Below are 24,042 nucleotides of genomic sequence, written 5' to 3' on the forward strand. Positions count from 1 at the left end.
CCGCAATGCACCGGCGCGACGCGGCGGCGCTTCGCCGCTCAGGCGGGGCCGGTCTCGACCGGGCGGGCGGGATCGGCGCCCCATTCCGACCACGAGCCGTCGTAGAGCGCCCGCGGCGGCTTGCCCAATGTCTCGAGGGCCAGCGCGACGATGGCCGCGGTCACGCCCGAGCCGCAGGTGGTGACGACGGGCCGGTCGAGATCGACGCCGGCCTCCGCGATCGCGGCTCGCAGCGAGGCCTCGTCCCGCAGTCGGCCATTCGCCTGGAGGGCGGCGTAGTGGAGATTCCTGGCGCCCGGCATATGGCCGGGGCGCACGCCGGGGCGGGGCTCCGCCTCCTCGCCGCGGAAGCGCGGGCCGGAGCGGGCATCGACCACCTGCGTCGTGCCGCCGGCCAGGGCGCGGGCGATGTCCCCCGCATCCGCCACGGCGCCGTTGTCGAGCCGGGCGGTGAAATGGCGCCGGTCGCGCGGGCGGCCCTCGCCGTCCTCGGTCGGGTAGCCCGCCGCGACCCATGCCGGCATGCCGCCTTCGAGAATCTTGACCTCGCGCATGCCGAAGGTCTGGAGCATCCAGCGAACCCGCGGCGCGGAGAACAGCCCCATCCCGTCATAGACGACGACCTGCGCCCCGTCGCCGACCCCGAGCGCGCGCATCTTCGAGGAGAACACCTCGGGCCGCGGCAGCATGTGGGGCAGGGCGGAGTCGGTGTCGCTCATCGCGTCCAGATCGAAGCGGATCGCGCCGGGGATGTGGGCCGCCTGATACTCGGCCGCGGCGTCGCGTCCCTGCGCCGGCAGGTACCACGAGGCATCGAGCACGACGACGTCCGGCGCGTTCAGGCGCTGATGCAGCCAGTCCACCGTGACGAAGGGCGATGTGGTCATGAATATCCTCGCTGCGCGGGTCTTCGCGGGGAAGACACCACATCCGGCATTGGCGGGAATTCGGCAAGGCCGCGCGCCCAAAAGTCATGGCAATCGCGCGAGGCCGCTCACGGGCCTCGCGGCGCTTGAGGCTGGAAGAGAAACCAGTGCGATCGCGCTGCGCAAAAGCGGGCGCGACGGTGTGGCGTCCGTGACGCCCGCTGCCACCGACGCGATCTTGGGGTAAGCGCGGGACGACAGCGAGAGAGTGGATGTCCGTGCGAGAAACCTATCACATCGAAGTGCTCGGGCCGGAGGAGCCGGACGCGCCGGGCGGCGTGCAGCAGCGGGTCTCCGTGCGGACGGCGAGCCCGGAGGCGGCGGCGGAGCGGGCTAAGCGGCTGTTCGCTCGGGCGCGGGTGCCGCAACGCGCGCGCACGGCCGCCGAAGCGGTTCGCGTCATCGACGGCGCCGGCATCGAGATTTTCAGCATGAGCCAATTCGACGAGGCGTGAACGCGGCACGCCAACATTCATTGACTTCGCGGGTGCAACATCGCATATGGCACGTGCAGCGTCAGCGACCGAACGGGGTCGCTTGAGGGGGCTGCGTGACGGTTCGCGCCTTTCCGAGGTTGTGCCCCGGCCCCTCTCTTCAACGTGTATGCACCCCAGGCCGCCCCATCACGCGGGCAGCCTCCCGGACCGATGGACCCGCCTTTGATCGTCCCGCGCGAATTGATGCGCCGGATTGCGGGTTCCGCTGCCTTGAAAGTACCGACTTGACCCAATTTACCGATTTCGGCCTCGCTCAGCCCGTGCTCCGCGCGCTGGAAGAGGCCGGCTACGTCACGCCGACGCCGATCCAGTCGCAGGCCGTCCCGCCCGCGATGGAAGGCCGTGATCTCTGCGGCATCGCCCAGACCGGCACCGGCAAGACCGCCGCCTTCGCCCTCCCGATCCTGCATCGCCTGTCGCTGGACAGCCGCCGTGCGCCGCGCCGCGGTTGCCGCGTGCTCGTCCTGTCGCCGACCCGCGAGCTGGCGAGCCAGATCGCCGACAGCTTCTCGGATTATGGCCGGCACCTGCCCTACACCAACACCGTCGTGTTCGGTGGTGTGAACATCACCCGCCAGGAGCGGGCGATCGCGCCGGGCGTCGACATCCTCGTCGCCACGCCGGGCCGGCTCATCGACCTCGTCGATCGCCGCGCGCTGACGCTGGAAGGCGTCGAGATCCTCGTCCTCGACGAGGCCGACCAGATGCTCGACCTCGGCTTCATCCATGCGCTCAAGCGCATCGTGAAGATGCTGCCGACCAAGCGCCAGAGCCTATTCTTCTCGGCCACCATGCCGAAGAACATCGCTGGGCTCGCCGACCAATATCTCAACAACCCGGTTCAGGTGGCCGTCACGCCCGTGGCGACCACCGCCGAGCGCGTCGATCAGCAGGTCATCTTCTGCCACACCGGCGCCAAGCAGGCCCTGCTCAACCACGTCCTGCGTGATCCGAAGATCGAGCGCGTGCTCGTCTTCACCCGCACCAAGCACGGTGCGGATCGCGTCGTGCGCGGCCTCGACAAGGCCAATGTCGTCAGCGCGGCGATCCATGGCAACAAGAGCCAGCCGCAGCGCGAGCGGGCGCTCGCCGCCTTCCGCGACGGTTCCTGCCGCGTGCTGGTGGCCACCGACATTGCCGCCCGCGGTATCGATGTCGACGGCGTGACCCATGTCGTGAACTATGATCTGCCGAACGTGCCGGAATCCTACGTCCACCGCATCGGCCGCACGGCCCGCGCGGGTGCCGAAGGTCAGGCGATCTCGTTCTGCAACGACGAGGAGCGCGCTTACCTGCGCGACATCGAGCGCACCACGCGCCAGAAGATCCCTGTCGGCGGGTTCCCCGAGGGCTTCGTGCCGCCGACGCGCCAGGAAGCGCAGGACAACGCCGCCGAGGAGGCGCGCCGTCCGCCGCGTCAGCCGCAGGGTCGTCCCGGCCAGCGCCAGGGTCGTCCGGGTGGCGGTCGCGGCCAGGGTGGCGAGGGTCGCGGCGAGCCGCGCGCCCACGACGCGCGCGGTGGGCGTCCCGGCGGACAGCCGGGCCACCGTCAGGACCAGCGCGCCGCCGGCGCACCGCGTCCCGACGGTCAGCGGCAGGACCAGCGCCGTCCCGAGCGGGCCGGCGAGGCCCGTCCGCAGGGCGCGCGTCCGCAAGGCGCCCGTCCGAGCGACGGCCGTCGCGACGGCCGGCCCGCGCGCTCCGGTGGTGAGGGCGGCCGGGCGATCGGCTGGCTCGATCGCGCGCCGCGCACCTGATCGCCGGACGGCCTGACGATCACGCGTCTGACTCTCGCCCCATCGCGGGGCGGGAGGCGGCGCCACCGATCGTCAGGTCTCAACAGTTTTTGAAATCGATCTTTTCGGCGCGGGATGCGTTCATCCCGCGCCGTTCTCGTTCGGAGCACGGCCTGTCAGGAGATCAGGCGGAATGCGCTACGAACTCTATCGTGACGCGGGCGGGCAGTGGCGCTGGCGCCTGCGCGTCCAGAACGGCAACGTCATCGCCGATTCCGGTGAAAGCTATGTTCGCCGCGAGGATTGCGAGCGCGGCATCGAATTGGTGAAGGGCAGCGCCGAGGCGTCCGTCGTCGACATGACGACGAAGATCGCCTGACCCGGTTTCACGGCCTCCGCGGGCGCTCATTTTTTGCGAAACCGTTTTGCGCGTTCGTGCGTTCTCGCTCGCGCGGTGCGCCGGGTTCGGCGTGTCCGTTCGCGATTGCCGAAGAGGGAATGCCCACTTGCTCAGAAAACTCCTCCTTGCCGCGCTGATGGTCCTGGGCCTCGCCGCGGTGGCACCGCAGGGTGCGTCGGCCGCCCCGGTCGGCCCGTCGGCCGCGCTCGTGACCGAAACCGCACCCGCAACCGTCGAGAAGGCGCAGTACTACTACCGCCGTGGCTGGGGCCGGCGCCCCTATTACGGCCGCCGTTTCTACGGCCCGCGCCCGTTCTACCGTCGCCCGTATTACCGCCGTCCGTTCTACGGCCCGCGCCGTTTCTACGGCCCGCGTCGCTTCTACTGATAAGCCGAACGGATCTCTCGGGAGACCCAACGGACGTCTGAAGACGATCGTTTCCGCATCGAGCCCGGAGTGTCATCGCTCCGGGCTTTTTCACGTTTACATCCTGGGGTGACCGATCACCTTCCGCGGTTTTCCAAAGGCCGCGAGCCAATATAGGATGGCGGTCAAGCGAGTATGGCCTGCGTGAGACGGGCCGCTCCGGAGGACGTCCCATGATCGATCTCGTGACGCGGCAGCGGCGCGCGATTGCGCCCCCTCGTACCCTGTCCTGGCAGGACATCCCCCTCGAGCTGTTCGTCTGCGCCGCGGCGATCTTTCTCGCGGCCGGGCTGGAGCTTCTCGGCCTGATGCCCTGACGCGGTTCCGCCTCTGGCGCGGGACCGGCGCCCGTGCTTGGCTGCTGGACAACGCGTGGTCGAATCAGCGCGAACGGGGGAAGCGATGACGCAGGCGATCGATGTGGGCGACGAGCATCCCGTCGGCGATCTGACGGTGCGCACGATCGCCATGCCGGCCGACACCAATGCCAACGGCGACATCTTCGGCGGTTGGGTGCTCTCGCAGATGGATCAGGCCGGCGGCATCGCTGGGGTCGAGCGGGCGCAGGGGCGGGTCGTGACCGTGGCCGTCGATGCGATGACCTTCATCCGGCCCGTGCGAGTCGGGGACGTGCTGTGCGTCTACACCCGGATCGGCCGGGTCGGACGCACCTCGATGAAGATCCACTTGGAGGCCTGGGCGCGGCGCTTCCAGACCCAGTTCCGCGAGAAGGTGACCGAGGCGACCTTCACCTTCGTCGCCATCGACGAGGTGGGCCGTCCGCGCCCGATCCCAGTCGAGGGCGAGGCGGCGTCCGCCTGATCCGCTATCGGGACGGGATCGGCAGGACCGGCGATGAGGCGCCCCGCATTGGCGCTTCCCGGCGCGACGGTCTAGAACCGGACGCATCATCCTCAAGCTGCCGAGTCCGTATGCCCGCCACGCCCCGCGCCGCGATCATCCCGGTCACCCCGTTCCAGCAGAACTGCACCTTGATCTGGGATGACGCCACCAAGGCCGGCGCCGTGGTCGATCCCGGTGGAGACCTGGACCGGATCGAGGCGGCGATTCGCGCGCAGGGCGTCACGGTCGAGAAGATCCTGCTCACCCACGGCCATATCGACCATGCCGGCGGCGCCGCCGAGCTGAAGGAGCGCCTCGGCGTTCCCGTCGAGGGCCCGCACGAGGCCGACAAGTACCTGCTCGATTCCCTGCCCGAGACGGGTGCGAGTTACGGGATCGACGGCGCCCGCGTGATCACGCCAGATCGCTGGCTCAACGAGGGGGACACCGTCACCGTCGGCGGCCTGACCTTCGACATCTGGCACGCCCCCGGCCACTCCCCCGGCAGCGTCGTGTTCATGAGCCGCGATGCCCGCTTCGCCCTGGTCGGCGATGTGGTGTTCCAGGGCTCGGTCGGCCGGACCGACCTGCCCGGCGGCAGCCACGAGCAACTGATCCGGATGATCAAGGAGAAGGTGCTGCCGCTCGGCGACGACGTCGCCTTCATCCCCGGCCACGGGCCGACCGGAACGCTCGGGCAGGAGCGGATGACGAACCCCTTCCTGCAAGGATAAATTACGGTCTGGATCGCCGCCCGAACGGCTGGGCCGGCGACGCGTGTTGCGTGGGCGACGATACGGGACGTTTCGACATGACGGCCTTCGATGCCGGTTCGATCCGCGTCTTGATCGGTCTCGGTGCCGTGCGCGTCCGGCCGCGCATGTATATCGGTGATACGGAGGACGGGACTGGGCTGCACAATATGGTCCTCGCCACAGTCAACTATGCGCTGCGCGAACGCTCCGGTCGCCGCGCCGCCTGTGTCCGCGTAACCCTCGACGCCGACGGTTCCTGCACGGTCTCCGACGATGGTCCTGGCCTGTCCGGTGAGCCGCGCAATGGCGGCGACATCTGCGAGCTGGAAGCCGTGATGACGCGGTTCGACTCGCAGGATCTCGCGGGTGACGTCGGACAGCCGGAGCTATGCGTGGTCAACGCGCTTTCGCACTGCTCACGGATCGAAAGCCGGAGCGGGGACAAGTCGTTCGATCTGGCGTTCCGGCACGGTGTGAAGCTCTCGCCCCTCGGCGTCCGGACGATCGCGCACGAGTCGTGCGGAACGACGATTTCGTTTCGGCCCTCCGCCGACACCTTCGCAGAACGGCGTTTCGACGGCGCAAGATTGAAGGCCGCTCTGGAGGCGCTGTCGCATCGATCGGGGACGCGAATCGAACTCAAGGATGCACGAGGGAACGCCGCGACCTGATGTTGTCCATTCGCGCGACGGCGTCGTGGACAGCCCTTACGCGTCGTTAACGCGATCGGTCCACAAAGAGCACGCAACAACGCTTTCAAGACGCGAAAAGCGATGCAAAATCAGGGATGAACGCCTATATGGAATGGGTACCGAGATAGCAGGCATGCCCGGCCCGTCCGGGCTCGAAAACAGGCTCCCGAGCCGCCTGCCCGAGGAATTTCATGGCTGACTCCCCGAACACCGAACACGCCGACAGCTATGGCGCGGAATCGATCCGCGTGCTCAAGGGCCTGGATGCCGTGCGCAAGCGGCCCGGCATGTATATCGGCGATACCGACGACGGCTCCGGCCTGCACCACATGATCTACGAGGTGGTGGACAACGCCATCGACGAGGCGCTCGCGGGCCACGCGGACCTCGTGACGGTGACGCTCAACGCCGATGGCTCGGTGACGGTCTCCGACAACGGCCGCGGCATTCCCACCGACATCCACCGGGAAGAGGGGGTTTCGGCGGCCGAGGTCATCATGACCCAGCTCCATGCCGGCGGTAAGTTCGACCAGAACTCCTACAAGGTCTCGGGCGGCCTGCACGGCGTCGGCGTCTCCGTCGTCAACGCGCTCTCCACCAGCCTGAAGTTGCGGATCTGGCGCGCGGGCAAGGAACACCGCATGGAGTTCCGCCACGGCGATGCGGTGGCGCCGCTGGAGGTCGTCGGTCCCGCGGGTGATCGGCGCGGCACGGAAGTGACCTTCCTGCCCTCGACCGAAACCTTCACGATGACGGAGTTCGACTATCCGACGCTGGAGAAGCGTCTGCGCGAACTCGCCTTCCTCAATTCGGGCGTGCGCATCGTCGTCACCGATGCGCGCCATGCCGAGCACAAGCGCGAAGAGCTTTGCTACGAAGGCGGTGTCGAGGCCTTCGTGCGCTATCTCGATCGCTCCCGCAAACCGGTCGAGGGCATGACGAAGCCCGTGACCGTGCTGGGCGAGCGCGACGGCATCCGCGTCGAGGTGGCGTTGTGGTGGAACGACTCGTTCAACGAGACCGTCCTGCCCTTCACCAACAACATTCCGCAGCGCGACGGTGGCACCCACATGGCGGGCTTCCGCGCCGCCCTGACGCGCCAACTCACCGGCTATGCCGAGTCCTCGGGTATCGCCAAGCGTGAGAAGGTCTCGCTCACCGGCGACGATTGCCGCGAGGGGCTGACCGCGGTCATTTCCGTGCAGGTGCCGGACCCGAAATTCTCGTCCCAGACCAAGGACAAGCTCGTCTCCTCCGAGGTCCGCCCGGCGGTCGAGAACATCCTCAACGAGGGCCTCTCGACCTGGCTCGAGGAGAACCCGGCCCAGGCGAAATCGGTGATGGGCAAGGTCGTGCTCGCGGCCGCCGCCCGCGAAGCGGCGCGCAAGGCGCGCGAGACCATCACCCGCAAGGGCGCCCTCGACATCGCTTCCCTGCCCGGCAAGCTCGCCGATTGCCAGGAGCGCGATCCGAGCAAGTGCGAGCTGCTGCTGGTGGAGGGCGATTCCGCCGGCGGTTCGGCCAAGCAGGGCCGCGACCGGACCTTCCAGGCGGTTCTTCCGCTGCGCGGAAAGATCCTCAACGTCGAGCGCGTGCGCGCCGACCGGATGCTGTCCTCGGCCGAGATCGGCACGCTGATCACGGCGCTCGGCGCCGGCATCGGGCGGTCGAGCACCGACCGCGAAGGCTTCAACCCGGACAAGCTGCGCTATCACCGCATCATCATCATGACCGATGCGGACGTGGACGGCTCGCATATCCGGACATTGCTGCTGACGTTCTTCTTCCGGCAGATGCCGGAGCTCATCGACCGCGGTCACCTCTACATCGCCCAGCCACCGCTCTACAAAGCCGAGCGTGGCCGGCGGACCCTCTACCTCAAGGATGAGCGGGCGCTGGAGGATTATCTCATCGATCAGGGCGTCGAGGGCGCCGTGCTTCGCCTAGCCTCCGGCACCGAGTTCGGCGGCGCCCAGCTCAAGACCCTGGTCGAGGAAGCGCGCGCCTTCCGCGGCACCCTGCACAGTCTCCACACCCGCTACGACCGCTCGGTGGTCGAGCAATCGGTTCTGGCCGGTGCCTTCGCCAAGGATGTGGCCGAGAATCCCGGCGAGGCCGAAGTGCTGGCCGACCGCACCGCCAAGCGTCTCGACCGGATCGCCGACGAGATCGAGAAGGGCTGGACCGGAGCGGCCTCGGAGGGCGGCTACGTCTTCAGCCGGACGCTTCGCAGCGTGACCCAGGTCGCCAATCTCGATGCGACGCTGCTCGCCTCGCAAGAGGCCCGCCGGCTTGCCGACCGGGCGGAGACCTTGCGCGAGATTTACGAGGAGCCGGTGACGCTCGCTCGCAAGGGGGACGAGACCGAACTCTACGGTCCGGTCGGCCTGTTCGAAGCGGTGATGGCGTTCGGCCGGAAGGGGCTTCAGCTCCAGCGCTACAAGGGCCTCGGCGAGATGACCGCCCAGCAGCTCTGGGAGACGACGCTCGATCGCGACGTGCGCTCCCTGCTGCAGGTGAAGGTCAAGGACACGACCGATGCCGACGACCTGTTCGTCAAGCTGATGGGTGACGTGGTGGAGCCGCGCCGCGAGTTCATCCAAGAGAACGCGCTGAGCGTCGCGAATCTCGACGTGTGATGCATGGGCCCTGAGGGCTGGTGACGGCTCTCGGGACGATGCAAGCGGACGGTGGCGCGGGTTAGGCCCGTGCCGCCGACAATCCGTCCGGCAGGCCTTCGTAGGAATCGACGAGGAAGGCGCGAGCGCGGCTGACACGGCTCTTGACCGTGCCGACCTGACAGCCGAGCTGCTCGGCCGCTTCCTCGTACGTGAAGCCCTCGGCCCCGACCAGCAGAAGCGCCTGCCGCTGCGGCAGCGGTAGGGTGCCGATCAAGTTCATCACCATCCGTAGTCCCGCCGCGTGCTCCTGATCGGGGTGAGCGGTGAGCGTACCGGCATGGACGCCGTCGGCGTCCTCGACTTCGCGGCGCCCCTTGCGGATCTCGGTGTAGAACTGATTGCGCAGGATGGTGAACAACCACGCCGTGAAGTTCGTGCCCGGCGTGAACCGCTCCCGGTTGGCCCAGGCCTTCACCATCGTCTCCTGAACGAGATCGTCGGCGCGGGTCGGGTTGGCCGTGAGCGAGATCGCGAAGGTGCGCAGCATCGGCAGCGCCTTCACCAGATCATCGCGGAAGATGGCTTCGACCTGTCCGCCATGGGCCGCGAGCGCCCTCTCGAACTGTCGCAACAGCGCCGCGAGCGGGCTCGGCAGGGGCGCTTGCTCCGCCAGATCGAAGTAGTCCCGCAAGGCGAGAGCCAATTGGCGTGGAACGGCTTTTGCCGCTTCACCCCGTACAGGGCCGGGATCTTCCGGCAATTGGCTGCGAATCAGTTCGTCGGGCATCCGGAAGGGCACCTCGGGATAGAGCAGGGCGTTTGAAGTAGTCACCTTTCGGTAGCAATTGAAAAATGAACTGACGCTAAACGGCGGCGAAAAAAGCACCCATCTCCTGGAGCAGACGGAGCAAATTCTTCTCACAACCCTTGGATATGTTTCGGAGTTTTTCTGAAAGATTGTTCGATCACGGCGGGATGGCGCCCGAAGATTGCGGTGCCCAGCGATCTGTTTTCAGCTTAGCCGTTTGACTTGCCTTGAACTGATTCGCTTGGCGTGACGGCGTAGGCAGGCGGCAAACCGGCCATCGGCAGGGCGCCCCTTGGCGGCCAGCACCTGCGGCATAGCTTTGCACGCAGCGGCCTGCAGCGGCGCCGGCGGTTCAAGGAATCCGAGTATGTTGGAAGAGTTCAAGAAATTCGCGTTGCGCGGCAACGTGGTCGATCTCGCCGTCGGCGTGATCATCGGCGCGGCGTTCGGCGCCATCGTCAATTCGCTGGTTCAGGACGTCATCATGCCGATCATCGGCGCGGTGACCGGCGGCCTCGACTTCTCGAACTACTACATCCCGCTGTCGTCCAAGGTGCAGACGGGCATGCCCTATGCCGAGGCGAAGAAGGTCGGCGCGGTGATCGGCTACGGCCAGTTCCTGACGCTCGCCGTCAACTTCACCATCATCGCCTTCGTGCTGTTCATGGTCATCCGCGCCATGAACGTCCTGAAATCCAGGGAAGAGGCCAAGCCGAAGCCGGTGGCCGAGGTGCCGGCCGATGTGAAGCTGCTGGGTGAGATCCGCGATCTCCTGGCGGAACGACGGGTGTGAGCCGCCCTACTTCTTCGGCTCATCCGCATCGGGCGTAACGCCGAAGGCATCGAGAATCCGGTCGAGCGCCTGTTCGACGGCCTCGGTGCCTTCCTCATGCGTCTTCAGCCGCGTCTCGAGCCGGCGAAGCTGCGGCTCGAATTCCTGCGGCACGGTCGGTTCGTCGCCGAGGAAGCGCGGCTCGGGGAGCGGCTCGGTGTAGACGCTGCGCAGCTCATGACCGAGATGGTCGCGGACCGATTCCGGCAACGGCGGGTTCTCGGGAGGGTTTTCGGCGGTTGTGTCGGAGCCGGTCATCGTCAGTCCTGTCCAGGCGCAAACATCGTCTCGCACGGATCAACGATCGGAACACCGGGAGCGTTGCGTCCCACGTTCTCGCATACTTTCGACCGTATCACGGCGACCGATCGAACACTGATCTCTCGGGACATCGGCTGTCGCACTCAGGCCATGCATCGTCGGGGCGACGGTGCCGGACCGATCGGAACCTCGGTCTGCGAACTGCGGGGAGCAGGCCACACCACGAAAAAAGGCCCCGGCAACGGGTGCCGGGGCCGGATGGTGCCGCCCTTTGCGGGCGGCCCATGAGGTCGTGCTTAGTCGAGCACTTCAATGATCCGGTGGCGACCATCCACCAGCACCGGACGGTCGTTGACCACGGTGTAGCGGGTGCCACGGGTCACGTTGTAGTCGTTCGGGACGTCGTAATACGTCACGCCCGAGGACGGCAGCGTGGAGCCGACGACGACACGACCGTCGTAGTCGTAGGAACGGACGTTGCGCTCGCGGACATAGGAGCGGAAGCGCGGACGATCCTCGACGCCGAGAATGCCACCGATCGTACCGGTGGCCGCACCGACCGCACCGCCGACGATGCCGCCGATCGGACCTGCCGCATCGGCGCCTTCCTGAGCGCCACGCTCCGCGCCGCGCAGGGTGCCTTGAGCCTGAGCGGCCATGGGCAGAGCAAGCGCGATGGCCGAAGCAGCGAGAAGGGTCTTGATCTTCATTACAGCATCTCCGTCGTTGTGAGGTTCGCCACGATCAGGCGCAGCGAAGCATGGCCGGGTAACGCCCCAGCCTCGAATTCGGATGCATGGAAAATCGAGAAAGGCCGAGATTATCGCGCGGTGCCCGACACGGAGGTAGATCTCGCGAAAGCTGTCGCGTCGGCGCATGACATCTTTCGATCTCGGTCCTCAGCCCGGCGCGTGGTCCGAGAGGAACCGATTCATGCGCTCCAGCGCACGGGCGATGTTCTCGGCGGAATTGGCGTAGGACAGCCGCAGATAGCCCTCGCCATGCACCCCGAAATCGGGGCCGCCGATCACCGCGACACCGGCCTCGTCGAGGAGTGCGGTCGCCAGGGCCTTCGCCTTCCAGCCCGTGCGCGCGATGTTCGGGAAGGCGTAGAACGCGCCCTTGGGGGTGATGCAGGAGATATTCGGAAGGCCGTTCAACCCGTCCACGACCAGGGTTCGACGCTGATCGAACGCGGCGACCATGGTGGCAACGCAGTCCTGCGGCCCGTCGAGGGCGGCGACCCCGGCCCATTGCGTCGAGGCGTTGACGCAGGAGAAGGAGTTCACGGCGAGCTTGCGGGCGGCGTCGTAGAGCGGCTTCGGCCAGACCGACCAGCCGAGCCGCCACCCCGTCATCGCATAGGTCTTCGAGGCGCCGTCGAGCGCGATCAGCCGGTCGCGGATCTCGGGATAGGTGAGGAGCGAGACATGCGCCTCTCCGTCATAGGTCATCGAGCCGTAGATCTCGTCGGACAGCACGGCGATGCCGGGATGGGCGGCAAGACCCTGCACCAGGGCGTCGATCTCGGCCTTCGGCGTGACGCCACCGGTCGGGTTGGCCGGCGAGTTGACGATCAAGAGGCGTGTGCGCTCCGTGATCAGCGAGAGCGTCTCCTCCGCCGAGAAGGCGAAGCCGTTGGCCTCGCGGATCGGCACCGGGACCGGCGTTGCTCCGGTGAACGCGATCATCGAGCGGTAGATCGGGAAGCCGGGATCGGGATACAGGATCTCGGCACCGGGCTCGCCGAACATCAGGATCGCCATGAACATGGTGACCTTGCCGCCCGGCACGATCATCACCGCATCGGGCGAGACCTCGACGCCGTGGCGGCGATGGAGATCCCGCGCCACCGCCTCACGGAGCGGCGGGATGCCGATGGCCGGCGTGTAACCATGGTGGCCGTCGCGCAGGGCCTTGATGCCCGCCTCGACGATATGAGCCGGCGTGGCGAAGTCCGGCTGTCCGATGCCGAGATTGACGATGTCGCGCCCTTGCGCCGCGAGCGCGCCGGCGCGGGCGAGAACGGCGAAGGCGTTCTCCTCGCCGATCCGGTCGAAGGAGGGCACGACACGCAGCATGGCCTCGACCTTCCGTCAGACGCCGGCCGGTACCGGGATTCGGCAGGGTCTCACGACACGCCCGCTTGCCGACGGTCCCTCATGGGGCACGGCAGGAGCGGGCGTTTCGTGAGGTGATGCTCGGCCTTAGGTGCGTGCAGCGAGGCGGCTTGCGGCGAAGGAGATCGCGCCGCCGACGACGAACAGGATCGCGAAGGTCTTGACCGCTGCGTAGAACAGGGCCGGCTCGATCCCGGTATCCGTGAAGAGCACGGCGCAGACGGCCGCGATCGGGAGGAGCAGCACGACGGAAAGCGGCACCAGCGGGTTCATTCGACGTCACTCGCGTTCGTTGAGGGACCGCAGCGCGGCCCGAAGAATAATGCGAAGCGGTCTTAGCATCGCCGTTCCGCCGGAGGAAACTCCCGCCGCTTCAGAATCTCCGATCGATCCGCCAAGGTTTCGATCAGGCGGCTGTTTGGGTCAGGCGGGGATGCGCACCGTCGCGCGCAAGCCGCCGAGCGGACTATCGTGCAGGCCGACATCGCCGCCATGCGCTCGGGCGATGTCGCGGGCGATGGCGAGACCGAGCCCGGAGCCGCCCGCATCCTGGCGCGCGTCGTCGAGACGCACGAACGGCTTGAACACGTCCTCGCGGCTCTCGGGTGGGATGCCGGGCCCGTCGTCGTCGATCGCCACGAGGAAGGCGCGGTGTTCGCGCTTGCCCGAGATCGCCACGGTGTCGGCGTAGCGCGCGGCGTTGGCGGCGAGGTTGAAGAGGCAGCGGCGCATCGCATCCGGCCGCACCGTGACGAGCGGGCTCCCCTCGATCTCGACCGCCTCGACATGGGCGCCGAGCCGCTCCACGTCGCTGCGCAGATCCTCCAGCAGGGTCCGCATGTCGGTCTCGGCGGCGGTCTCGGCGGAATCACCCCGGGCGAAGGCGAGGTAGCCTTCGAGCATCCGGCTCATCTCGTCCACATCGCGCTGAAGATCCTCCACCTCCGGCGTCTGCTCGACCAAGGCGAGCGAGAGCTTGAACCGGGTGATGATGGTGCGCAGGTCGTGGCTCACCCCGTTGAGCATCGCCGTGCGCTGCTCCATGGCGCGTTCGATGCGCCGCTTCATCTCGATGAAGGCGTGGCCGGCCTGCCGGACCTCGCGGGCGCCGCGGGGTTTGAACTCGATCTCGCGGCCTTTGCCGAACCCCTCCGCCACCGCCGAGAGCCGCAGGATCGGCTTGATCTGGTTGCGCAGGAACAGGATGGCGACGCCGAGCAGCACCAGCGACGAGCCAGTCATCCACAAGAGGAAGATGTGCGAGTTCGAGGCGTAGGCCTGGTTGCGCCGAGCCGTGACCCGCATGACCCCCTCGGGGATCGCCACGCGGATCTCGATGAGGTTCGAGCGGCCCACCGTATCGATCCAGAACGGACGCCGGATCTGGCGGCGGATTTCTTCCGAGAGCACCTCGTCGAGAATCGAAAAGAACGGGCGCGGCCCCGGATTCGGCAGCTTGGCGCCCTTCAGGATGTCGATGTCGAGGTTCAGCCGCTCCCCGGCGATGCGCGACAGCGTCTCCGCGTTCCTGTCCTGCGGATAGGACTCGTAGATGTCCATCAAGGCGGCGACGTCGGCGGTTACGGCCGCCGAGAGCCGGCGGGTCACGAGTTGCCAGTGCCGCTCCATGAAGGTGTAGGCGATCACCGACTGGAGCAGCACCATCGGCGCGATGATGATGATCAGCGAGCGGGCATAGAGGCCCTTCGGCAAGGCGTCGCCGATGGCGCGGCTGATGCGGCGCCAGATCTTTCGGACGCGACCGAGTGCCCCGGCAAGGGTGCCGGTTCGAGACGGTGCGGTCGCGGAGGGGCGGGCGGGAGCCGCCATGAAGGCCTCAATCGATGGCGAGGCGATAGCCGACGCCGCGAACGGTGTGCAGGAAGCTCGGATTGGCCGGGTCCGGCTCGATCTTACGGCGCAAACGGTTGATCTGCACGTCGATGGTGCGCTCGGCCGCCAAGCCGCCATTGCCCGCGAGCGTTTCGCGCTCGACATTGCCGCCGCGCGCCTGAGACAGGATCGTCAGGATCTCGCGCTCGCGCTCGGTGATCTTCACCGGCTCGTTCTCGCGGCGCAGTTCGCCCCGGTCGGCGCGGAAGCTGAAGGGGCCGAAGCTCACCGCGCCTTCGCCCGAGAATCGCGCCTCCGGCACCGCGGCATGGCGGCGGATGATGTTGTTGAGCCGCAGGATCAGTTCGCGCGGCTCGAAGGGCTTGGGCAGATAATCGTCGGCGCCGATCTCCAGGCCCGTCACCCGGTCGTTGGGATTCGAGCGGGCCGTCAGCATCAGGATCGGCACCTGCGAGGTCTCGCGCACCGAACGGGCATAGTCGAAGCCGCTCTCGCCGGGCATCATGACGTCGAGCACGAGGGCGTCGAACACGAAGCACTGGCCGCGCAGGCGCGCCTCGGCCGCATTCGCGGCGGCCGTGACCCGAAACCCCTGCTCGGAGAGGAAGCGGGACAGGAGTTCGCGCACCCGCCGGTCGTCATCGACGAGCAGGATATGCGGCGCGTGGTCCGGAAGCTCGGCGCGCGCCTTCACGGCGGTCTCGACCGACATCAGGCGCGCCCCGTCGCGCGGCGCGCCATCAACCGGCGGATCGCGGCGCGCTCGGCCGGCTCGATCATCGCGAGCAGGAAATCCTGGGCGGAGGCCGCGCGGGCCTCGCGCCCGCTCTCGTCGTCCTCGGACGGGGCATCGAGCGCCCGCACGATCCGGCGGACCTGAACCCGCGTCAGGTCGGCCGTTAGCGCCCGGCCGGACGGGGTGCAGAAGAGGAGCCGCTGGCGCCGGTCGCTCGTGCCGGTCTGCTGCTCGACATAGCCCTGATCGATCAAATCCTTGAGTACCCGGTTCAGGCTCTGTTTGGTGATGCGCAGAATATCGAGGAGTTCGGCGATGGTGAGGCCGGGATAGCGATCGACGAAGTGCAGCACCCGGTGATGCGCCCGGCCGAAGCCGTACTGCGCCAAAATCCGGTCGGGATCGCCGACGAAATCACGATAGGCGAAGAACAAGAGCTCGATCAGGTCGTCGCTGTCGCCGCCCGCCGTGGGGCAGCTCGGGAGCGAAGCCTCGCCGGGAGCCTGCACCGCCCTGTCGGCATCTGGCGTCATCACACGGTTCACGTCGTGAAAACCTCGCTCGGCGGCAGATCGTGGGGCTCCGGATGGCCCGGCAAGATAAGTCAGTGTTGTTGACATATCTCAGCCCCGTTGCTACCCGTCAACCCTGCCGGTCCAGCCGCTCGCTGCATCGTTCTGCGTCCGCACGCCGGCACTTGCCCCACCCGACGACCCCGCGCTTCGCCGAGGCCGCGCAGAGGAACTTCGAGAGATGTCCGTGATTCCCTTCGATGAGCGCGAAGGCACGATCTGGTTCGACGGCGCCATGGTGCCGTGGCGCGAGGCGAAGATCCATGTGCTCAGCCACGGCCTCCACTACGGTTCGTCGGTGTTCGAGGGCGAACGGGCCTATGGCGGCCGGATCTTCAAGAGCCGCGAGCATTCCGCGCGCTTGCGCCAGTCCGCCCAACTCCTCGATTTCGAGATTCCGTACTCGGTCGATCAAATCGAGGCGGCGAAAGCGCAGGTGCTCGCGACCAGCGGCCTGCAGGACGCCTATCTGCGCCCCGTGGCGTGGCGCGGCTCCGAGATGATGGGCGTCGCGGCGCAGAACAACACCATCCACCTCGCCATCGCCGCCTGGGAATGGCCGAGCTACTTCGACCCGGCGACCAAGATGAAGGGCATCCGCCTCGACATCGCCGATTATCGTCGCCCCGATCCGCGCACCGCGCCCTCGACCTCGAAGGCGGCGGGCCTCTACATGATCTGCACGATCTCCAAGCACCGGGCCGAGAACAAGGGCTATGCCGACGCGCTGATGCTCGATTGGGAGGACAACGTCGCCGAATGCACCGGCGCCAACGTCTTCTTCATCGCCGACGGCGTGATCCACACGCCCCAGGCCGACCGCTTCCTCAACGGCATCACCCGCCAGACCGTGATCGAGCTGGCCAAACGCCGCGGGATCGAAGTGATCGAGCGGCGCATCCGCCCCGAGGAAATGACCGGCTTCTCCGAGTGCTTCATCACCGGCTCGGCCGCCGAGGTGACGCCGGTCTCCGAGATCGGTCCCTACCGCTTCACGCCGGCGACCCTGACCAAGACGCTGATGGACGATTACCTCGCCGAGGTGCAGCCGCGGGCGGCCGCCGCCTGAGGATCGTGCGATCGACGGTTCCGGGCACATGACAGGGTGCCCGGAACTTAGCGGAGCGCCCCGCGTTTTTTGGAACAATCCATGAACGAAGGGGCGCCCCGATGACCGGCAAGACCAGCAACCAGACGACCAAGGACCAGTCTGCGGCCGAGAATCCGAAGGTCGACCCGAGCGACGAGTCGAACCGGATCAAGGATCCCGACGAGTGGACGACCGGCGCCGAGCCGATGACGGGCGCGCAGGCCTCCTACCTCAAGACCCTGTCCGAGCAGGCCAAGGCTCCGGAAGCCTTCGAGGCCGACCTCGACAAGGCGGAGGCCTCCAAGCGCATCGACGCCTTGCGTAAGGACACCGGCAAGGCCTGATTCCGGCGGACGCGTTGTTCCGGAAGTCGATAGCCGACTTTCGGGACGATGCTGGGTCGTTTCGCGGGGCGATCCGTCGCTCCGCCAGCGAACGCATTAGCCTTCGATTGAGACGTGTCGGCGGGGGTTGTCCCCGCTTTCTTCAATCACCTTAAGTTCGCCGCAAGTTCAGACTGGCAGGATCACGCCACTGCCACACGTCCGGGACGATGCGCCGTGTCTCTGCTTTCTCCATTCGCGCCCGTCTCGAAAGCCGCCGCACCGTTGTGCCGGTCTCTCGTCCGCTTCGCGCGTCATGAATCGGGGGCGACCGCCATCGAGTATGGATTGGTCAGCACCTTCATCGGGATGGCGGTCATCGGCGCCTTCCGTGCGTACGGACTGGCCTTGGCCGACTTTTTTCCCAAGGTCTTCGAACTGTTCAAGTTCGAGTAGTCACACCCAGTCCGGTTGATCCTTTTGGGGTGGCGGCTTGGAGCTTCGGTGGGACCCACATCGTGCTTGCACACGGGACATCTTGTCGGGCACCGCCCAGGCTGAGCGATACAGGCCCCGTTTCGATCGGGCGGAAGCCATATCTGTTGCCACGGGCCACGTGAATCCGGGCGGATCATGCGAGGGCGAGCGAATTTCCGCTGCCGTGCCCGTTCAGTTCACGAGCGTCTGCTGAGCCTCGCGAAACCGGCCTTCCCAGAATTCCCTATTTCGGCCCGACCGGCTTTCGCTTCGCGGACGCCGCTTCCCGCGCGCTCGCCGGGGAGGGGGCTGGACGCGCTCCGGATTTCGGGTCCTCCGGCTTCGGCTGGCTCCAGAACGCGTCGAACGCGTCCTTCATCGCCTTGACGTTCTGCTCCTGAACCTCGGCGCCGGTCTGGAGCATCTGCTGGATCACCTCCATCGACGCCTTGGTCGCATCCGGAGCAGGTGCCGCCTCTGCCTTACGAACGGCCGGGCGCGGCTCGGGCTTGCGCGCCGCAGGCGGGGGAGGGGAACTCATCTGTCCGGCCGCGGCGGTGAGGCCATTGAGCCAATCCGTCCACAGCGTGCCGACCGGGTAGGTGGGAGGCGGGGGCTCCGCGGCCGGAGTTCCGGCGGGCGGGTTGAGGAGCAGGTGCACGATGCCGGCCACGATCATGCCGGCCATGATCGGCAGCATCTGCCGGAGGGCCTGGCTCCCGACGCCGCTCGCCGCCGACGCTTGCTGGATCACTGCCTGGGCGATCATCGGCGAGCCGAACAGCCCCGAAAACATATCCGCACCGGGCTGCGGTGACGCCTTTCCCGGCTGGCCGAGGCCGAACATGCGCCCGAACCCCATCGGATCGGCCGCAGCGTTGCGCTGCATGCCCATCGACAGGGCCGGCATCAGCGCCTCCATGGCCCGGCGGGTCTGATCCGGCGAGAGGCCGAACTGCTGCCCGAGGGCCCGCACGCTCGCGTCGCCCTGGCTCTGCAGGATGTCGAACATCGTATACATGGCCGGGCGCCTCAGCGAGCAGCAACGGTCCGGGTGTCGAACGCCTCCGGGCCTCGCCATGACAACGCGTCCATGATGCGAGCCCATCCTCATTCCGGATGCGCGCCGGTGATGACCGCCGACACGCACGTCCGAAGGCTCGCCGGAACGGCCTCGGCCCGGAGTGTGTCGCAACCGGGCGGGGCTGGCCAGCGATAACCCCGATTCCGCAGCGATTTCCCGAGGAAAGGCGGACATTTCGCCTGTGCCGGCGTCTGTCGGCCCCCTCCGGGCTACAGCGACATCCCGCTGGAGGGCGCCGCCTGCACCGCTTCGTCGGCGGAGGGTTGCGCGGGCACCGGGCGTGCCGCGAGGCTCATGCCGCGTTCCAGCCGGCCCACGGTGCGGAAGGCGAGGGCGAGGCCGGCCACGCCGAAGGCGATCGAGCCGAGGCCGGTGCCGGCGATCACGCCCTCCGGTCCGTACCACGCCGCCCCGACGAGGGCGGGCGGAACGGTGCCAACCGTCGCCCGGCCCCAGTTCAGCAGGGTCGAGATGAAGGGGAAGCCGAGATTGTTGAACGAGGCGTTGGCGAGGAACAGGAGCCCATTGAAGAACCAGACCGGCCCGCTCACCAGACAGAAGAAGGCGAACAGGTCGGCCGCCACACCTTTGAGCTCGAAGGCACTGGCCAGCGGTGCCCGCGCCAGGGCGAGGAGCAGCCAGACGACGATGACGTAGAGGGCGGTCACGCCCGCGCCGACCCGCAGGACGCCCCGCATCCGGTCGAAGCGCCCGGCGCCCCAGTTCTGGCCGAGGATCGGGCCGATCGAGCCCGACATCGCGAACAGCCCGCAGAACGCGACCGGGGCAAGGCGCTCGATCACCACGTTTCCGGCGATCGCCGGAGGCCCGAAGCCGGACAGGGCATGCGCCACGAAGGCGCTGGCGATCGAGGGGGCGAGGTTGGTGAGCACCGCCGGCCCGGCGATGCGGGTCACCAGCGGCAGATCGCCGATGACAGCCGTGAGGCGGGGCGGTTCGAGCAGCCGGTAGCGGCGGACGCCGACCCAGCCGACGGCCACGAAGGTGACGCGGGCGACGCAGACCGCGAGCGCCGCTCCGTCCACGCCGAGCCCGAGGCCGAAGATCAGCAGCGGATCGACGAAGACGGTGATGACGGCACCGCCGAGGGTCACATACATCGCCTCCCGCGCCGCGCCGACCGCGCGCAGGAGGCCGGTGAACAGCATGCCCGGCCCGAGCAGCAGGTTCGACGGCAGGCTGATACAGAGATAGCGCCGGGCTACGTCGAGGGTGTGCCCCTCCGCGCCGATGGCCGAGAGCAGCGGATCCAGCACGGCGAGCAGGAGAGCGGCCAGCAGAGCCGAGGCGATCACGCAATGGACGGTGACGGAAGTCGCGATCCGCCGGGCATCGGCCGGATCGTTCGCTCCGATCGCCCGCGACACCAGGGCGCCGGCCGCGATCATCAGGCCGATATTGAAGGCGATGGCGAAGAACTGGACGATCGAGGCGAAGCCGACCGCGGCGGTGAGCGCCGGGTCGCCGAGCTTCGAGACGTAGAACAGCGACAAAAGATCGACGGCGAAGATCGCCATCAGGCCGACGGAGCCGGTCGCGCTCATCACCACGACGTGACGCAGGATCGAGCCCGAGACGAAGCGCGGCGCGCCCCCCTCCCGTTCCGGCCTGGCGCCTGTGCCCGCCTCAGGCATTCGGCTCGGCATCCTCGGGTTCGAGCGCGCGGGCGGCGGATTCGTGCGGCTGCTGCTCGATCAGGCCACGGGTTTCGGCGCTGAGCGCCCGCGAGGGGCTTTTGGGCGCCGTCAGCGGCTCGGGCCGCAATTCCGGCGTGCCGCGCAACCAGCCGGAGCCGTCCGGCATTGCGCCGGCCTGCTGGAGCACAAGGCGGGCGACGTCGCGCTTGCGCACATCCTCGACGCGGCGCGCGGCGGCCTCGGCGGGCAAGCCCAGGCTCTCCAGAGTGGCACGGCCGAAGCCGAGGGCCGATTCGACGGTCTCGCGAAGCTGGAAATCGACGTCCCGGTTCATCAGCTCGATGGCGTGCGTGCGGTCATAGGCCCGCACATAGGTGCGCACGTTCGGGAATTCCTCGTGGACGATGTCGACGATCTTCAAAGCGGCTGGCGCGTCGTCGATGCAGACGCAGATCAAATCCGCCTTGGCGAGGCCGGAGGCACGCAGCACGTCGAGCCTGGTACCGTCCCCGTAATAGATCCGGAAGCCGAAGCTCGTCGCGTTGCGGATCTGCGCGACGTCCTTGTCGATGACGGTGATGTTGATGCCTTCCGCCAGCAGCACCTGCGCCAGGATCTGCCCGAAGCGGCCGAAGCCCACCACCAGCACGCGGGTATCGCCGGATTCCTGCGCCTCGCCGACATCGGAGGGCGGCTCGGCCTCCTTCGGGCGGCGGGCGATCAACGCGTCGAGCCCCTTGGCGGCGACGGGCCCGACCAGCATGGTGAGGGCGGCGAGCGCGACGCAGAAGCGGGTCACGTCCGAGGCGAAGATGCGCAGGTCGCCCGCCGCCGGCAGGATCACGAAGGCGAACTCGCCGGCCGGCGCCAGCACCGCGGCACCGCGCAGGGCGTCGAGCCAGGGCGAGCCGAACAGGCGGAACAGCCCAGCGACCAGGGCGATCTTCACCGCGATCGCGGCCATGGTCGCGGCAAGCAGCGCCAGCCAGTGGTTCGTGAGCAGGCCGCCGTCGATCGACATGCCGACGCTCATGAAGAACAAACCGAGCAGCATGCCGCGGAACGGTTCGATGTCGGCTTCGAGCTGATGGCGGAAGTTCGACTCGGCGAGCATCACGCCCGCGAGGAACGCGCCCATGGCCATGGAGAGGCCGGCCTTCTCCATCACCAAGGCGGTGCCAAGCACCACGAGGAGTGCAGCGGCCGTCATCACCTCGCGTCCGCCCGCCGCCGCGAGCAGGCGGAAGAACGGGTTCAGGCCGTAGCGCCCGACGAGCACCACCCCCGCGACGGCGACCGCCGCGCGGCCGGTGGAGCGCAGGCCCTCGTCGAGCCAACCGTCCTTCGGCGTGGCGCCGGCCGAGGCGAGCAGCGGCAGCAGCGCCAGGATCGCCACCACCGAGATGTCCTGGAACAGGAGCACCGCGAAGGAGCGCCCGCCATAGGGCGAGCCGAGATCGCCGCGTTCCTCCAGCAATTGGAGCGCGACCGCCGTGGCCGAGAGCGCGATGGCGATGCCGACGACGCACGCCGCGGCCGGCGTCAGCCCGTAGACGAGCGCCGCGCCCGCGATGACGAGCGAACACAGCGCCAATTGCGCGGCGCCGAGCCCGAAAATGTCGCGCCGCATCGAGACGAGCCGCGAGATTTCGAGTTCGAGCCCGACGATGAAGAGCAGCAGCACCACGCCGATCTCGGCGACGCTCGCCGCCGTCTCGGGCTCGGCGATCAGGGAGAAGCCGGCCGGGCCGATCACCACGCCGGCGACGAGGTAGCCCAGCACCGCGCTCTGGCCGAGGAGGCGCACGAGCGGCACGCCGATCACCGCCGCCGACAGGAAGGTCAGCACCGGCGGCAGGAAGCTGGCGTGGTCCGTGGCGCTCGCCATGACAGACGTTGCCTCGCTGGTTTCAGAGGGGAGAAGGGCTTCCCTTAGGACATCGTCCCGAAAGCTGGCCACCGGCTTTCGGAAAAAGACGATCCCAAAACAAGAGGTGAGCGCAGCGCGAGGGTGATTCGCGTGTCGTTCGTCACATGCCCGGCCCGTTCGGTTTCATCGGCGTCGAACCGACACCGTTGCCACAGGCACGGGGATGCAGGCCCCCTGGGCGGAGGGTGGGGGTCACGGATCGTGTCATGTATGCTAAGCCAATAATGACGGACAGGCGCAGGCCTGTCGCGGCTTTCGGGCTGGCCGCTGTTGACAGACCCAGCCACCCCTCTCCACATCCGTCGGATCATGAGCGCTGACACCATCAACCTCACCGCCGACCCGAACCGGGTCCCGCATCCGGCCGTGACAGGCGACAAGCCGCCACTGGAGATCCTCCTGTGCGCGCCCCGCGGCTTCTGCGCCGGCGTGGTGCGCGCCATCGACGTGGTCGAGCGGGCGCTGGCGATCTACGGAGCGCCGGTCTATGTCCGCCACGAGATCGTCCACAACAAATACGTGGTCGAGACGCTGAAGCGGAAGGGCGCCGTGTTCGTGCGCGAGCTGGACGAGGTGCCCGATAGCGGCGCCCCGGTCATCTTCTCCGCCCACGGCGTCGCCAAGACCGTGCCGCAGAACGCCGATGCCCGCGGCCTCACCACCATCGACGCGACCTGCCCGCTGGTGACCAAGGTCCACCGCGAGGCCGAGATCCACCACAAGCGCGGGCGCCACGTCCTGCTCGTGGGCCATTCCGGCCACCCGGAAGTCGTCGGCACCATGGGCCAGCTGCCCAAGGGTTCGATCACGCTCGTCGAGGATATCGACCAGATCGACGCCCTGAACCCGCCGGCCGATCAGGCGCTGGCCTGGGTGACGCAGACGACCCTCTCGATCGACGACACCAAGCACATCGTCGAGGCGCTGAAGGCCAAGTTCACCGGCATCCACGGCCCCCACAAGGACGACATCTGCTACGCCACCACCAACCGCCAGGAAGCGGTCAAGGAGGTTGCGCCGCGGGTCGATGCCCTGATCGTGGTGGGTTCCTCGAACTCCTCGAACTCGCAGCGTCTGCGTGAGGTCGCCGAGCGGGCCGGCTGTCCCATCACCCGCCTCGTCCTGCGGGCCGAGGAGATTGATTGGGATGCCTTCAAGGACATCCGCCGCCTCGGTCTCACTGCCGGCGCGTCCGCACCGGAGGTTCTGGTCGAGGAAATCATCGACGCCTTTGCCGCGCGCTTCGACGTGACGGTGGATCAGGTTTCGGTCACGGTCGAGGACATGTCCTTCCCGCTGCCGCGCGAACTGCGCAGCGAAGCCGCCGAGTAGGGCGGACGACACGCCGGCCCCCGAGCGAGGCCGGCCGAACGACCTCCCAGGGGCGCCCACGGCGCCCC

26 protein-coding genes are annotated in these 24,042 nt (G+C 67.9%); 14 read left to right on the forward strand and 12 right to left on the reverse strand.

The window, feature by feature from the left end; translation table 11 throughout:
• Positions 1–38: 38 nt before the first annotated feature.
• Positions 39–887 (reverse strand): 3-mercaptopyruvate sulfurtransferase, encoded by an 849-nt coding sequence (sseA, locus tag ASF53_RS01685; RefSeq protein ID WP_056192795.1) that lies wholly within the window; start codon positions 885–887, stop codon positions 39–41.
• 257 nt (positions 888–1,144) lie between these two features.
• Between sseA and ASF53_RS01690 the strand changes: the two genes are divergently transcribed.
• The 9 genes from ASF53_RS01690 (at position 1,145) to gyrB (ending at position 8,915) form a co-directional block, all read left to right on the forward strand.
• A complete protein-coding gene (locus ASF53_RS01690) occupies positions 1,145–1,381 on the forward strand; it encodes a hypothetical protein (RefSeq protein ID WP_056193844.1) in 237 nt (78 codons plus the stop codon).
• Between the two features lie 266 nt (positions 1,382–1,647).
• Positions 1,648–3,180 carry a DEAD/DEAH box helicase gene (locus tag ASF53_RS01695; protein ID WP_056192798.1) on the forward strand — a complete coding sequence of 511 codons (1,533 nt, stop codon included), beginning with the start codon at positions 1,648–1,650 and terminating at the stop codon, positions 3,178–3,180.
• Positions 3,181–3,352: 172 nt separating this feature from the next.
• Positions 3,353–3,538 carry a YegP family protein gene (locus ASF53_RS01700; RefSeq protein ID WP_003600744.1) on the forward strand — a complete coding sequence of 62 codons (186 nt, stop codon included), beginning with the start codon at positions 3,353–3,355 and terminating at the stop codon, positions 3,536–3,538.
• Between the two features lie 127 nt (positions 3,539–3,665).
• Positions 3,666–3,947, forward strand: a complete 282-nt coding sequence (locus ASF53_RS01705; RefSeq protein WP_056192802.1) for a hypothetical protein — start codon at positions 3,666–3,668, stop codon at positions 3,945–3,947.
• Between the two features lie 212 nt (positions 3,948–4,159).
• Positions 4,160–4,303: a hypothetical protein gene (locus tag ASF53_RS26210; RefSeq protein WP_003600739.1), complete on the forward strand. Its 144-nt coding sequence runs from the start codon at positions 4,160–4,162 to the stop codon at positions 4,301–4,303.
• Positions 4,304–4,388: 85 nt separating this feature from the next.
• Positions 4,389–4,808 carry an acyl-CoA thioesterase gene (locus ASF53_RS01710; protein WP_056192805.1) on the forward strand — a complete coding sequence of 140 codons (420 nt, stop codon included), beginning with the start codon at positions 4,389–4,391 and terminating at the stop codon, positions 4,806–4,808.
• Positions 4,809–4,918: 110 nt separating this feature from the next.
• Complete coding sequence (locus ASF53_RS01715) at positions 4,919–5,563, forward strand: MBL fold metallo-hydrolase (RefSeq protein ID WP_056192808.1); 645 nt, start codon at positions 4,919–4,921, stop codon at positions 5,561–5,563.
• A gap of 50 nt (positions 5,564–5,613) precedes the next feature.
• On the forward strand, positions 5,614–6,255 hold the full coding sequence (locus ASF53_RS01720) for a DNA gyrase subunit B family protein (RefSeq protein WP_156635321.1): 642 nt from the start codon (positions 5,614–5,616) through the stop codon (positions 6,253–6,255).
• 212 nt (positions 6,256–6,467) lie between these two features.
• Positions 6,468–8,915: a DNA topoisomerase (ATP-hydrolyzing) subunit B gene (gene gyrB / locus ASF53_RS01725; RefSeq protein WP_056192813.1), complete on the forward strand. Its 2,448-nt coding sequence runs from the start codon at positions 6,468–6,470 to the stop codon at positions 8,913–8,915.
• A gap of 61 nt (positions 8,916–8,976) precedes the next feature.
• Here gyrB and ASF53_RS01730 read toward each other — a convergent pair whose 3' ends face one another.
• Positions 8,977–9,684 (reverse strand): sigma-70 family RNA polymerase sigma factor, encoded by a 708-nt coding sequence (locus tag ASF53_RS01730; RefSeq protein WP_056193847.1) that lies wholly within the window; start codon positions 9,682–9,684, stop codon positions 8,977–8,979.
• 388 nt (positions 9,685–10,072) lie between these two features.
• Between ASF53_RS01730 and mscL the strand changes: the two genes are divergently transcribed.
• Positions 10,073–10,498 (forward strand): large conductance mechanosensitive channel protein MscL, encoded by a 426-nt coding sequence (gene mscL / locus ASF53_RS01735; protein ID WP_056192816.1) that lies wholly within the window; start codon positions 10,073–10,075, stop codon positions 10,496–10,498.
• Between the two features lie 6 nt (positions 10,499–10,504).
• Here mscL and ASF53_RS01740 read toward each other — a convergent pair whose 3' ends face one another.
• From ASF53_RS01740 to ASF53_RS01770, 7 genes are all read right to left on the reverse strand, one after another.
• Positions 10,505–10,795, reverse strand: coding sequence for a hypothetical protein (locus ASF53_RS01740; RefSeq protein ID WP_056192819.1), 291 nt, complete (start codon positions 10,793–10,795; stop codon positions 10,505–10,507).
• A gap of 299 nt (positions 10,796–11,094) precedes the next feature.
• Positions 11,095–11,508 carry a DUF1236 domain-containing protein gene (locus tag ASF53_RS01745; protein ID WP_003600727.1) on the reverse strand — a complete coding sequence of 138 codons (414 nt, stop codon included), beginning with the start codon at positions 11,506–11,508 and terminating at the stop codon, positions 11,095–11,097.
• Between the two features lie 189 nt (positions 11,509–11,697).
• Entirely contained in the window at positions 11,698–12,879 is a 1,182-nt protein-coding gene (locus ASF53_RS01750; RefSeq protein WP_056192822.1) for a pyridoxal phosphate-dependent aminotransferase, read from the reverse strand.
• 126 nt (positions 12,880–13,005) lie between these two features.
• The gene (locus ASF53_RS01755) at positions 13,006–13,191 is read right to left on the reverse strand and encodes a hypothetical protein (protein ID WP_056192824.1); all 186 of its coding nucleotides are present in this window, start codon (positions 13,189–13,191) and stop codon (positions 13,006–13,008) included.
• A gap of 150 nt (positions 13,192–13,341) precedes the next feature.
• A complete protein-coding gene (locus ASF53_RS01760; protein WP_056192827.1) occupies positions 13,342–14,748 on the reverse strand; it encodes an ATP-binding protein in 1,407 nt (468 codons plus the stop codon).
• Positions 14,749–14,755: 7 nt separating this feature from the next.
• Positions 14,756–15,484 carry a response regulator gene (locus ASF53_RS01765; RefSeq protein ID WP_056192829.1) on the reverse strand — a complete coding sequence of 243 codons (729 nt, stop codon included), beginning with the start codon at positions 15,482–15,484 and terminating at the stop codon, positions 14,756–14,758.
• Positions 15,484–16,041 (reverse strand): MarR family winged helix-turn-helix transcriptional regulator, encoded by a 558-nt coding sequence (locus ASF53_RS01770; protein WP_502690543.1) that lies wholly within the window; start codon positions 16,039–16,041, stop codon positions 15,484–15,486. The genes ASF53_RS01765 and ASF53_RS01770 overlap by 1 nt, the downstream gene beginning before the upstream one ends.
• Before the next feature lie 220 nt (positions 16,042–16,261).
• On the opposite strand from ASF53_RS01770, the gene ASF53_RS01775 reads away from it, so the two are divergent.
• From ASF53_RS01775 to ASF53_RS24640, 3 genes are all read left to right on the forward strand, one after another.
• Positions 16,262–17,149 carry a branched-chain amino acid aminotransferase gene (locus tag ASF53_RS01775; RefSeq protein WP_056192834.1) on the forward strand — a complete coding sequence of 296 codons (888 nt, stop codon included), beginning with the start codon at positions 16,262–16,264 and terminating at the stop codon, positions 17,147–17,149.
• A gap of 101 nt (positions 17,150–17,250) precedes the next feature.
• Positions 17,251–17,514 (forward strand): DUF3072 domain-containing protein, encoded by a 264-nt coding sequence (locus ASF53_RS01780; RefSeq protein WP_056192836.1) that lies wholly within the window; start codon positions 17,251–17,253, stop codon positions 17,512–17,514.
• 216 nt (positions 17,515–17,730) lie between these two features.
• On the forward strand, positions 17,731–17,949 hold the full coding sequence (locus tag ASF53_RS24640; protein WP_286134046.1) for a Flp family type IVb pilin: 219 nt from the start codon (positions 17,731–17,733) through the stop codon (positions 17,947–17,949).
• Between the two features lie 265 nt (positions 17,950–18,214).
• Here the strand turns inward: ASF53_RS24640 and ASF53_RS01790 are convergent, their stop codons facing one another.
• From ASF53_RS01790 to ASF53_RS01800, 3 genes are all read right to left on the reverse strand, one after another.
• Entirely contained in the window at positions 18,215–18,991 is a 777-nt protein-coding gene (locus tag ASF53_RS01790) for a DUF937 domain-containing protein (RefSeq protein WP_056192839.1), read from the reverse strand.
• A gap of 272 nt (positions 18,992–19,263) precedes the next feature.
• Positions 19,264–20,709, reverse strand: coding sequence for an MATE family efflux transporter (locus tag ASF53_RS01795; RefSeq protein WP_056192841.1), 1,446 nt, complete (start codon positions 20,707–20,709; stop codon positions 19,264–19,266).
• A complete protein-coding gene (locus ASF53_RS01800; protein ID WP_056192842.1) occupies positions 20,702–22,600 on the reverse strand; it encodes a monovalent cation:proton antiporter-2 (CPA2) family protein in 1,899 nt (632 codons plus the stop codon). The genes ASF53_RS01795 and ASF53_RS01800 overlap by 8 nt, the downstream gene beginning before the upstream one ends.
• 351 nt (positions 22,601–22,951) lie before the next feature.
• Here ASF53_RS01800 and ispH point away from each other — a divergent pair, with 351 nt between their 5' ends.
• Positions 22,952–23,974: a 4-hydroxy-3-methylbut-2-enyl diphosphate reductase gene (gene ispH / locus ASF53_RS01805; RefSeq protein ID WP_003600714.1), complete on the forward strand. Its 1,023-nt coding sequence runs from the start codon at positions 22,952–22,954 to the stop codon at positions 23,972–23,974.
• Positions 23,975–24,042 lie beyond the last annotated feature (68 nt).

The sequence above is a fragment of the Methylobacterium sp. Leaf123 genome, assembly GCF_001423405.1.
Taxonomy (GTDB): domain Bacteria; phylum Pseudomonadota; class Alphaproteobacteria; order Rhizobiales; family Beijerinckiaceae; genus Methylobacterium.

What these genes read in the sequence shown, in the direction of transcription:
- ASF53_RS01790 (WP_056192839.1), bottom strand. Translation starts at nt 18,991, where the DNA reads ATGTATACGATGTTCGACATCCTGCAGAGCCAGGGCGACGCGAGCGTG.
- ASF53_RS01730 (WP_056193847.1), bottom strand. Translation starts at nt 9,684, where the DNA reads ATGCCCGACGAACTGATTCGCAGCCAATTGCCGGAAGATCCCGGCCCT.
- ASF53_RS01765 (WP_056192829.1), bottom strand. Translation starts at nt 15,484, where the DNA reads ATGTCGGTCGAGACCGCCGTGAAGGCGCGCGCCGAGCTTCCGGACCAC.
- ASF53_RS01795 (WP_056192841.1), bottom strand. Translation starts at nt 20,709, where the DNA reads ATGCCTGAGGCGGGCACAGGCGCCAGGCCGGAACGGGAGGGGGGCGCG.
- ASF53_RS01780 (WP_056192836.1), top strand. Translation starts at nt 17,251, where the DNA reads ATGACCGGCAAGACCAGCAACCAGACGACCAAGGACCAGTCTGCGGCC.
- ASF53_RS01740 (WP_056192819.1), bottom strand. Translation starts at nt 10,795, where the DNA reads ATGACCGGCTCCGACACAACCGCCGAAAACCCTCCCGAGAACCCGCCG.
- ASF53_RS01760 (WP_056192827.1), bottom strand. Translation starts at nt 14,748, where the DNA reads ATGGCGGCTCCCGCCCGCCCCTCCGCGACCGCACCGTCTCGAACCGGC.
- ASF53_RS01745 (WP_003600727.1), bottom strand. Translation starts at nt 11,508, where the DNA reads ATGAAGATCAAGACCCTTCTCGCTGCTTCGGCCATCGCGCTTGCTCTG.
- ASF53_RS01750 (WP_056192822.1), bottom strand. Translation starts at nt 12,879, where the DNA reads ATGCTGCGTGTCGTGCCCTCCTTCGACCGGATCGGCGAGGAGAACGCC.
- ASF53_RS01710 (WP_056192805.1), top strand. Translation starts at nt 4,389, where the DNA reads ATGACGCAGGCGATCGATGTGGGCGACGAGCATCCCGTCGGCGATCTG.
- ASF53_RS01775 (WP_056192834.1), top strand. Translation starts at nt 16,262, where the DNA reads ATGTCCGTGATTCCCTTCGATGAGCGCGAAGGCACGATCTGGTTCGAC.
- ASF53_RS01700 (WP_003600744.1), top strand. Translation starts at nt 3,353, where the DNA reads ATGCGCTACGAACTCTATCGTGACGCGGGCGGGCAGTGGCGCTGGCGC.
- ASF53_RS01715 (WP_056192808.1), top strand. Translation starts at nt 4,919, where the DNA reads ATGCCCGCCACGCCCCGCGCCGCGATCATCCCGGTCACCCCGTTCCAG.
- sseA (WP_056192795.1), bottom strand. Translation starts at nt 887, where the DNA reads ATGACCACATCGCCCTTCGTCACGGTGGACTGGCTGCATCAGCGCCTG.
- ASF53_RS01770 (WP_502690543.1), bottom strand. Translation starts at nt 16,041, where the DNA reads ATGACGCCAGATGCCGACAGGGCGGTGCAGGCTCCCGGCGAGGCTTCG.
- ispH (WP_003600714.1), top strand. Translation starts at nt 22,952, where the DNA reads ATGAGCGCTGACACCATCAACCTCACCGCCGACCCGAACCGGGTCCCG.
- mscL (WP_056192816.1), top strand. Translation starts at nt 10,073, where the DNA reads ATGTTGGAAGAGTTCAAGAAATTCGCGTTGCGCGGCAACGTGGTCGAT.
- ASF53_RS26210 (WP_003600739.1), top strand. Translation starts at nt 4,160, where the DNA reads ATGATCGATCTCGTGACGCGGCAGCGGCGCGCGATTGCGCCCCCTCGT.
- ASF53_RS01755 (WP_056192824.1), bottom strand. Translation starts at nt 13,191, where the DNA reads ATGAACCCGCTGGTGCCGCTTTCCGTCGTGCTGCTCCTCCCGATCGCG.
- ASF53_RS01800 (WP_056192842.1), bottom strand. Translation starts at nt 22,600, where the DNA reads ATGGCGAGCGCCACGGACCACGCCAGCTTCCTGCCGCCGGTGCTGACC.
- gyrB (WP_056192813.1), top strand. Translation starts at nt 6,468, where the DNA reads ATGGCTGACTCCCCGAACACCGAACACGCCGACAGCTATGGCGCGGAA.